At 71.4% G+C, this 7,474-nt stretch carries 10 protein-coding genes; 3 read left to right on the top strand and 7 right to left on the bottom strand.

The window, feature by feature from the left end:
- From ACOADB_RS11750 to ACOADB_RS11740, 3 genes are all read right to left on the bottom strand, one after another.
- Positions 1–264, bottom strand: a 264-nt coding sequence (locus tag ACOADB_RS11750) for a PfkB family carbohydrate kinase (protein WP_378598418.1), incomplete at its 3' end; no start/stop codon positions are given.
- Entirely contained in the window at positions 264–920 is a 657-nt protein-coding gene (locus ACOADB_RS11745; protein WP_378598417.1) for a class II aldolase/adducin family protein, read from the bottom strand. The genes ACOADB_RS11745 and ACOADB_RS11750, both read right to left, overlap by 1 nt.
- Positions 917–1,612, bottom strand: a complete 696-nt coding sequence (locus ACOADB_RS11740) for a TetR family transcriptional regulator (protein ID WP_378598414.1) — start codon at positions 1,610–1,612, stop codon at positions 917–919. The genes ACOADB_RS11745 and ACOADB_RS11740 overlap by 4 nt, the downstream gene beginning before the upstream one ends.
- Before the next feature lie 87 nt (positions 1,613–1,699).
- Here ACOADB_RS11740 and ACOADB_RS11735 point away from each other — a divergent pair, with 87 nt between their 5' ends.
- Together ACOADB_RS11735 and ACOADB_RS11730 are read left to right on the top strand one after the other, a co-directional pair.
- Complete coding sequence (locus tag ACOADB_RS11735; protein ID WP_378598411.1) at positions 1,700–3,214, top strand: flavin monoamine oxidase family protein; 1,515 nt, start codon at positions 1,700–1,702, stop codon at positions 3,212–3,214.
- The gene (locus ACOADB_RS11730; RefSeq protein ID WP_378598409.1) at positions 3,214–4,245 is read left to right on the top strand and encodes an SMP-30/gluconolactonase/LRE family protein; all 1,032 of its coding nucleotides are present in this window, start codon (positions 3,214–3,216) and stop codon (positions 4,243–4,245) included. The genes ACOADB_RS11735 and ACOADB_RS11730 overlap by 1 nt, the downstream gene beginning before the upstream one ends.
- Here ACOADB_RS11730 and ACOADB_RS11725 read toward each other — a convergent pair.
- The 4 genes from ACOADB_RS11725 to ACOADB_RS11710 form a co-directional block, all read right to left on the bottom strand.
- Entirely contained in the window at positions 4,175–5,449 is a 1,275-nt protein-coding gene (locus tag ACOADB_RS11725; RefSeq protein ID WP_378598407.1) for an MFS transporter, read from the bottom strand. The two genes, ACOADB_RS11730 and ACOADB_RS11725, sit on opposite strands and share 71 nt — an antisense overlap.
- A 171-nt stretch (positions 5,450–5,620) precedes the next feature.
- Positions 5,621–5,899: a response regulator transcription factor gene (locus ACOADB_RS11720; RefSeq protein ID WP_378598405.1), complete on the bottom strand. Its 279-nt coding sequence runs from the start codon at positions 5,897–5,899 to the stop codon at positions 5,621–5,623.
- The gene (locus ACOADB_RS11715; protein ID WP_378598404.1) at positions 5,899–6,285 is read right to left on the bottom strand and encodes a hypothetical protein; all 387 of its coding nucleotides are present in this window, start codon (positions 6,283–6,285) and stop codon (positions 5,899–5,901) included. The genes ACOADB_RS11720 and ACOADB_RS11715 overlap by 1 nt, the downstream gene beginning before the upstream one ends.
- A gap of 34 nt (positions 6,286–6,319) precedes the next feature.
- The gene (locus ACOADB_RS11710; RefSeq protein WP_378598402.1) at positions 6,320–6,649 is read right to left on the bottom strand and encodes a hypothetical protein; all 330 of its coding nucleotides are present in this window, start codon (positions 6,647–6,649) and stop codon (positions 6,320–6,322) included.
- A gap of 190 nt (positions 6,650–6,839) precedes the next feature.
- Here ACOADB_RS11710 and ACOADB_RS11705 point away from each other — a divergent pair, with 190 nt between their 5' ends.
- The gene (locus tag ACOADB_RS11705; RefSeq protein ID WP_378598400.1) at positions 6,840–7,424 is read left to right on the top strand and encodes an RNA polymerase sigma factor; all 585 of its coding nucleotides are present in this window, start codon (positions 6,840–6,842) and stop codon (positions 7,422–7,424) included.
- The last annotated feature ends 50 nt before the right edge of the window (positions 7,425–7,474 follow it).

Raw genomic sequence — 7,474 nt, 5'->3', positions numbered from 1 at the left:
CGTGTCGACGCCCTCGCGGGCGAGGAGGGCGAGCAGCGTGTCGCCGACGGGGTCGGTGCCGACGGCGCCGTACGACCGCACCTGCGCGCCGAGCCGGGCCAGCACCACGGCCGTGCCGCCCGCCGTGCCGGCCGGCGACATCCTGATCGTCTCGACGAGCTGGCCGTCGGAGCCCGGGGGGATCGACTCGATGCCGAGCACGTGCGTGTCGAGGACGTGGACGCCGACGGCGGCGACCTGCATCGGGGCGTTGGGGGTGCTCATCAGATCTCCTGGGTGCTGCCGTAGCCGCGCTCGAGCGCGACCCGGATGACGTCGGCCTGTTGGTCGTCGGTGAGGACGCGCGGCGGGCCGAGGGCGCTGGCGCGGTGGTGCAGCTGGCACAGCCACTCGAGCAGCAGCGCGTTGTCGACCGCCTGGTCGAGGCTCCCGCCGATGCTCACCGAGCCGTGGTTCGCCAGCAGCGCCGCGCCCCGGCCGGCGAGGGCGTCGCGGACCGCTTCGGCCAGCTCCGGCGTCCCGAAGGTGGCGTACGGCGCCACGCGGATCGCGCCGCCGAGAGCGAGCTGTTGGTAGTGGAGCACCGGCAGCTCGTCGAGGACGCAGGCGACGGCGGTGGCGAAGGGAGCGTGGGTGTGGACGACCGCCCCCCGTTGTTCAGCCGGCCCGTCGGCGTACACGCCGAGGTGCAGGGCGAGCTCGGAGGTGGGCGCGAGGGTGCCCTCGACCACGCGGCCGGTGAGGTCGACGACGGTCACGTCCGCGGCGGTGCAGCCACCGAGGGTGACGCCGGTGGCGGTCACTGCTACCAGGTCACCTGACCGGGCGCTGACGTTGCCCGCCGTACCGATGAGCAGGCCGGCGTCGGCGAGGCGGCGACAGGCGTCGGCGACGCCGGCGCGCAGGTGGTCCGCGGTCATCGGCTCTTCGTGATGCGCTCGAGGTAGCCGGTCACCAGCTCGATGGCCTGGTCGAGGAGGAAGTCGTCGCCGCGCGGGTCGCGTTCGAAGGCCAGCTGGAACGCGCGGTCGCCCACTTCGACGGCCAGCTCGGCCAGGGCGGAGAGCTCGGCGGCGGTGAACGCGCTGGTGTCGAGGAGGTCGGCTGCGGCGGCCACGGCGAGGAGGTTCTCCGCGATCCGCTTGTTGTGGTGGCGGCCGTAGTCGTAGACGGCGTTGTTGGTGCGCCCGCGCATCCAGATCTGCATGAACGCGGGGCGGCGGTGGTAGACGGCGACGAACGCCCGCATGGAGGTCTCGACCAGGGAGGCGATGGTCAGGTCGGAGATCGCCGCGAGGTCGCGGGCGACCTGGTCGTCCATCTCGGCCATGTCGCGCTCGCACAGGGCGAGGAGCACTGCCTCCTTGTCGGAGAAGTACTGGTAGAGCGAGGCGACCGGCAGCTCGGCGGCGTCGGCGATCGCGCGGGTGGTGAGGCCGTCGATCCCGTCGACGAGCACGAGACCCGCCGTGGCGTCGAGGATCCGTTCGACCCGTTCGCGAGACCGGGCCTGCGTGGGCATCCGCCGGCGGCTCGGTGTGGCACCGGACGGCGGCTCGGTCGTTGACCTGTCGACGGGCGCAGCAGGGCCGGAAGTGATGGACGACGGCATGGGGGCAGTGTAGCCTCTGAACCCGAACCTGACACATATTCACTTTAGTCGTCCGGAAGACGTACGACGAAGGGCCGGGAGGTCACGATGAGCACCCCACGACTGGCGACTGATCCGGGCGCGTTCGCGCTGGGCAGGCGCGGCCTGTTCGCGGGCGGCGCCGCCGCCCTCGGGCTGCTCGCGACCGAGGCACTCGAGGCCGAGGTCAACGCCGCGACCCTGCAGGGACCGTTGCCGCCCAAGGTCGACGTGGTCGTCGTCGGTGGCGGGATCGCCGGGCTGGTCGCCGCCGCGCGGGTGGCGCGTAGCGGACGCTCGGTGCTGGTCGTCGAGGCACGCAACCGGGTCGGTGGCCGGGTGCTCAACCACACGCTCGGCACCGGCGGCACGATCGAGGCGGGCGGTGCCTTCATCGGCCCGACCCAGCGGTACATCAAGAACCTCGCGACCAGCCTCGGCGTCGCCACCTTCGACGAGTACGTCACCGGCAAGAACGTCTACATCTCCTCGCTGCTGGGCCGCCAGACCTACACCGGCACCGTCCCGCCCGACCCCACGATCCTGCTCGACGCGCTGCTCCTGCTGCAGAAGCTGAACGGCTACGCCAAGGGCATGTCTGTCGCAGCGCCGTGGACCCACCCGCGTGCTGCCGAGTGGGACCGGATCACCCTCGGTGACTGGATCCGTCGCAACACCCTGAACAGCCGCGGCGTCGAGTCGCTCATCAGGGCCTGGACGCAGCCCGGCTTCGGCTCCGATCCCGACCAGCTCTCGCTGCTCTACGTCATCCACTACATCGCCTGCTCCGGCGACGAGACCCATGTGGGCACCTTCGAGCGCAACTCCGACACCGTCAACGGCGCGCAGGAGAGCCGGTTCGTCGGTGGCTCCCAGCGGATCCCGCTCGCCCTCGCCAAGGGCCTGGGCAACCGGGTCGCGCTGAACGCGCCGGTGAGCCAGATCGCCCACGTCGACGGCCGGGTCCGCGTCCGCACCGCCCGCGGCGTGGTCTCCTGCCGCCGCGTCATCGTGTCCGCGCCGCCCAAGCAGGTGCTCGACATCGACTTCTCGCCGGGCATGCCGGCCGGTCGTCGTACCCTGCTGACGAAGATGCAGATGGGCCGCCTGATGAAGTGCGACGCCGTCTACGAGACGCCGTTCTGGCGCACCGACGGCCTCACCGGCTTCGGCATCTCCGACTCCGGCGCGGTCCGCGCCGCCTTCGACAACGGCGTGCCCGGCACCAGTCACGGCATCCTGCTGGCGTTCGTCGGCGGTTCGACCTGGGCGCAGTACGGCAACCTGTCGCTGGCCGAGCGCCGCAAGGCCGTGCTCGAGGGCTTCGCCCGGATGTTCGGCGAGAAGGCACTCCACCCGATCGAGTACACCGAGCACGACTGGACCCGCGAGCGCTGGACCCGCGGCGGCCCGGTCGCGATGTACCCGCCCAACGTGATGGCCACCTACGGTCGCCACATCCGCGCGCCGTTCGGGCGCGTGCACTGGGCCGGCACCGAGACCTCGACGTACTGGACCGGCTACATGGACGGGGCCGTCCGCTCGGGCAACCGGGCCGCCGCCGAGGCGCTGGCGAAGCTCTGATGCGCCGTACGACGCTCCTGGTCCTCGTCGCGCTCCTCGCCGCCGCAGGGTTGGTCCCGGCCACCGCTGCGGAGCGCGCCGTGGGGCACACACGGGTCTACGCGAAGGTCCCGTCGCCGGGCTTCCCGGCGTACGTCCACGTCCACACGAACGGCCGCGTCTACGCCGGCACCTACACGAACCCGAAGGGCGACGCCTTGCCCTCGCGGGTGTTCGAGTACGCCGCGTCCGGCGCCCCGCTGCGCTCGTGGACCGTCCCCGGCCAGGACCTCACCAAGCCGCGCGGCGTCCAGGTCGCGACCTCGGATGCGCGCGGCCGGCTGGTGCTGCTCGAGAAGTCGCGCAGTCGCGTGCTCACGCTCGACGTGGCGACCGGGCGGTTCGTGGTCCAGGCGACCCTCCCGGACCTGCCCGGCGGCGGCCACCCGATCCCGAACTACGCGGCCTGGGGTCCGGGCGGTGCGCTCTACCTGAGCGACTACGGGCAGGACGTCATCTGGCGCATCCCGGCCGCTGGCGGCACGCCGCGGGTGTGGCTGCGCTCCGCGAAGCTCGCCGGACTCGCGGGCTTCGGCACCACCGGCATCGTCTACGAGCCGGGGACGCGCTCCTTCCTGGTCAGCCAGCAGACGACCGGAGACCTGCTCGGGCTGCTGCGTGGACACCTGTACCGGATCCCCGTGCTGAGCAACGGTGCTCCCGGTGCGCTGCGGACGGTCTGGACCTCGGGGCCGCTGGACCTGCCCGACGGGTTCGGCATCGCTCGGTCGGGCAACATCTACCTCTCGCTGCTCGGCACCAACCAGCTGGTCAAGCTCAGCCCCGCGGGAAAGGTGCTGGCCAGGATGCGCGCCACGGGCTCGGCGGTCCCGTTCGACAGTCCGTCGAACGCGACCTTCCTGGGCACCCGGGTGCTGGTGGCGAACCAGTCGGCGATCCTCGGCAACACCAGCCACCACGTCATCCTCGACGTCGAGGTCGGGGAACGCGGAGCTCCCCTGTTCCTTCCGGCGCAGTCGACGCTGCGCTGACCCGCCGGGTCAGCCGCCACACCGACGGCAGGGCCAGCGCGGCCAGCGAGCTGAGGCCGATCACGGCGGCCACGACGACCAGCCAGCGGTCCGTACCGACCAGGCCGACGACCGGCCCGGTCAGCGCCAGGCCGAGCGGGCGACAGACGAACGAGCCGACGAGGTCGAACGCGTAGACCCGCGACAGCATGTCCTCGGCGACGTTCTCCTGGATCGCGAGGTCCCAGTTGACGCTGAACAGCTGCAGGCCGACGCCGTGCACCGCCGCACCGAGCAGCACCAGAGGCAACTGGTCGGCCAGCGCCATCGCGAGCGGGAACGCCGCGGTGAGCGACAGGAGCAGGACGCCCCACCGGAGCAGGAACGTCGGCCGCCACCGCAGCGCGACCAGCCCGCCGATCACGAAGCCGGCCATCATCGAGGCCAGCGCCCAGCCCCACGCCTCCTCGCCCCAGGTGTCGCCGACGACGATCGGGCCGAGCACGCCCTGCACCCCGCCGAAGCACAGGTGGTAGAGCAGCGCCTGCGTGATGAGCAGCCACAACCAGCTGTGGCGCAGCACCTCACGGGCGCCGTCGGCCAGCTCGCTGAGCAGCCGCTCGCGCTCGCCCCGGGACGGGGCAGCGACCCGGATCAGCGAGAAGAAGGCCGCGGCGAAGGCGTACGACGCCGCGTCGACGGCGATCGCCCAACCCGGCCCGGCGACGGCCACGATGATGCCGGCCACCGCGAACCCCACGGCGTACGACGTCTGGTTGGCCAGGCTGCGGACCACGACCGCGCGCGCCAGCAGCTCCGCGGGGACCGTGAAGCGTGTCAGCGAGTTCGACGCGGGCTGGGCGAGCGCACCGAGACAGCCGTTGAGCACCCCGATCAGGGTGAGGAACAGGATCGAACCGTGCCCGGTGATCAGCACCGTCGCGCAGATGGCCTGGCTGATGCAGGTGGCCGCGGCGGAGCCCTGCATCAGGAGCTGTCGCGGCAGCCGGTCCCCGAGCACACCGCCGTACAGGATGGTGACGACCTCGGCCGCGGAGAAGGCGGCGACGACGAGGCCGAGCTGGGTGGCGGACCCGCCGAGGTCGAGCACCGCGAACGCCAGCGCCACCGGGGCCATCGCCGAACCGAGGGCGCTGACGGTGACCCCGCCGACGAGCCAGCGGAAGTCGGGGATGCGGAGCGGAGAGGCGTGTGGACCGAGCACCCACGCAGCCTAGGTCGGGCTGCCGACGTACCCGTCGGCACCCGAAAGACACCCGAACGCAGGGAAACACCGACCGCATCGGGCCCCGGAGCCCTTCTCGGTCGGTGTTTCCCTTTTTTCGTGCGTCGCCCGGACCCCCACTGGTCGGCGACGCTGGTGCGTGCGGTCCGCTCAGTCCGTCGTCCGGCGCGAACGCGCCTGGAGGAGGGTGAGGACCGCAAGCACACGTCGGTTCAGGTGCTGTGAGGGTTCGAGCTCGAGCTTGTCGAAGATGTGCGTGCACAGTGCCTCGACCGACTTCCGCGACAGGCACAGCTGAGCCGCGATGCCTGCGTTGGACTGGCCCAGGGCGATCTGGTGCAGTACCTGGCGTTCCCGACGACTGAGCCGGTCGAGCCGACTCGTCGCCGCCACGTACGTTGCCCCGAGATCCATCATCGTGGTCGTCATCAGGCCGGGATGACGGGTCCGCCGTGGAACTGGAACCGGCGGGACCGCTCACGGGGAGAGGGAGCGTTCCGCGGCCCCGCCAGTGTCAGGACCATGGACGGGGTGATCCCGCCCGCGGCGTTCTTGAGGATCTCGAGGATCCCGGCCTCGGACCGGCGCAGGCGGGCGCTGGTCTCGTTCAGCTCGTCCTCGTTCGTCCGGATGTCGAGCTGTGCCTCGCACATGTGGTTCCAGCGGGCGCGGAGGGCGGCCACCAGGCCGGCGGGGCCGTTGAAGTACGGCGCCCATTCCTCGCGCCACGGGACGGCGCCGCTCATGTCGGCGGCGGCGACCGCTTCGACCTCGTGGAAGATGCGGATGCGTTCGTGGGTCTCGTTCCAGGTCATGACGTTGTTCCTTCCGGGGAGGGGCGGTGGGGAGTCACCGCTCGGTTTCACGGAAGGAGGAGGACTGGCCACCCCCCGCTGATACGCCGACTTCGGAAATTCTTGGAAGACCTCGCCGGCGCAGGACGAGCTTCGCCAGCGTGTGCCTGCCGAGGTGCGCCGTCGGCCGTAGCCCGAGCTTGTCGAAGAGGGCCGTGGACAGGGCCGTTGCCTCCTGCAGCGTGATGCCGAGCCGGGCCGCGACGAGGGCCTCGGTGTCGGCCCCTGACTGGCCGAGCGCGATCACCCGGAGCAGCGCGCGCTCGGTGGGATCGAGCCGGTCCAGCCGGCTCGTGGCTGCGATGTAGCTGAGTTCGAGTGTCATGCGCCGTACCTCTTCCGGGAAGGGTGCGGTGGGGGTCACCGCTCGCTTCCCTGGAGGAGGGGACCGCGCGGCTCGGTGATACCGGAAGGTGCCCCTGTTTCGACGTATCACCGGCACTGGTTCGCGGGTCCTATGTGCGGGACGATGCTTTCGACAGGAATCCTGCGCACGCTGGATGAGGAGGTCGGGAGTGGATGTGACTACGCCGTTGTCGACGCTCGTCCCTGCGGCACGTGAAGGAGACCAAGATGCCTGGAACTCGATCGTCGACAGGTTCCTGCCCCTCGTCAACGCCCTCGTCCGCGGCTACCGCCTCTCGGAGGCCGACGGTGACGACGTCAGCCAGACCGTGTGGCTGCGCCTTGTCGAACACCTGGGTGCGCTCCGCGAACCGGACGCCCTTCCCGGCTGGATCCGTACGACGACCCGCAACGAGTGCCTGCGCCTGCTCACCGCACGGGGCCGGGTCCGCCCGGTCGACCCCCAGGACCACGGCGGCCTGGACGCGGTCGAAGGCGACGTCGCGGACGACGAGCTGCTCGCTGTCGAGCGCCACCGTCTCCTGCGCGAGGCGATGGCCGAGCTGCCGGCAGCCCGCCGCGAGCTCCTGCTCCTGCTGCTCGCCGACCCCCCGGTCGGTTACGAGCAGATCAGCGAACGCCTCGGGATCCCGATCGGCAGCATCGGACCCACCCGCGCCCGGGCGCTGGAGCAGCTACGACGTACCCGCGCCCTGCGCGGTCTCGGTCCGGATCTCGTGGGAGGGATGAGCTGATGACCAACTGGGACGAGCTGACCGACGACGAGCTGATGACTGCGCTCTCC

Origin of the sequence: Nocardioides sp. CPCC 206348, assembly GCF_048654705.1 — a bacterium.
GTDB lineage: Bacteria > Actinomycetota > Actinomycetes > Propionibacteriales > Nocardioidaceae > Nocardioides.
This window is presented reverse-complemented; position numbering and strand designations above follow the sequence as displayed.

Bases quoted from the DNA above. Each gene is read 5' to 3' on its own strand.
- ACOADB_RS11735 (WP_378598411.1), top strand. From the start codon at position 1,700: ATGAGCACCCCACGACTGGCGACTGATCCGGGCGCGTTCGCGCTGGGC.
- ACOADB_RS11740 (WP_378598414.1), bottom strand. From the start codon at position 1,612: ATGCCGTCGTCCATCACTTCCGGCCCTGCTGCGCCCGTCGACAGGTCA.
- ACOADB_RS11730 (WP_378598409.1), top strand. From the start codon at position 3,214: ATGCGCCGTACGACGCTCCTGGTCCTCGTCGCGCTCCTCGCCGCCGCA.
- ACOADB_RS11745 (WP_378598417.1), bottom strand. From the start codon at position 920: ATGACCGCGGACCACCTGCGCGCCGGCGTCGCCGACGCCTGTCGCCGC.
- ACOADB_RS11715 (WP_378598404.1), bottom strand. From the start codon at position 6,285: ATGACCTGGAACGAGACCCACGAACGCATCCGCATCTTCCACGAGGTC.
- ACOADB_RS11720 (WP_378598405.1), bottom strand. From the start codon at position 5,899: ATGACGACCACGATGATGGATCTCGGGGCAACGTACGTGGCGGCGACG.
- ACOADB_RS11710 (WP_378598402.1), bottom strand. From the start codon at position 6,649: ATGACACTCGAACTCAGCTACATCGCAGCCACGAGCCGGCTGGACCGG.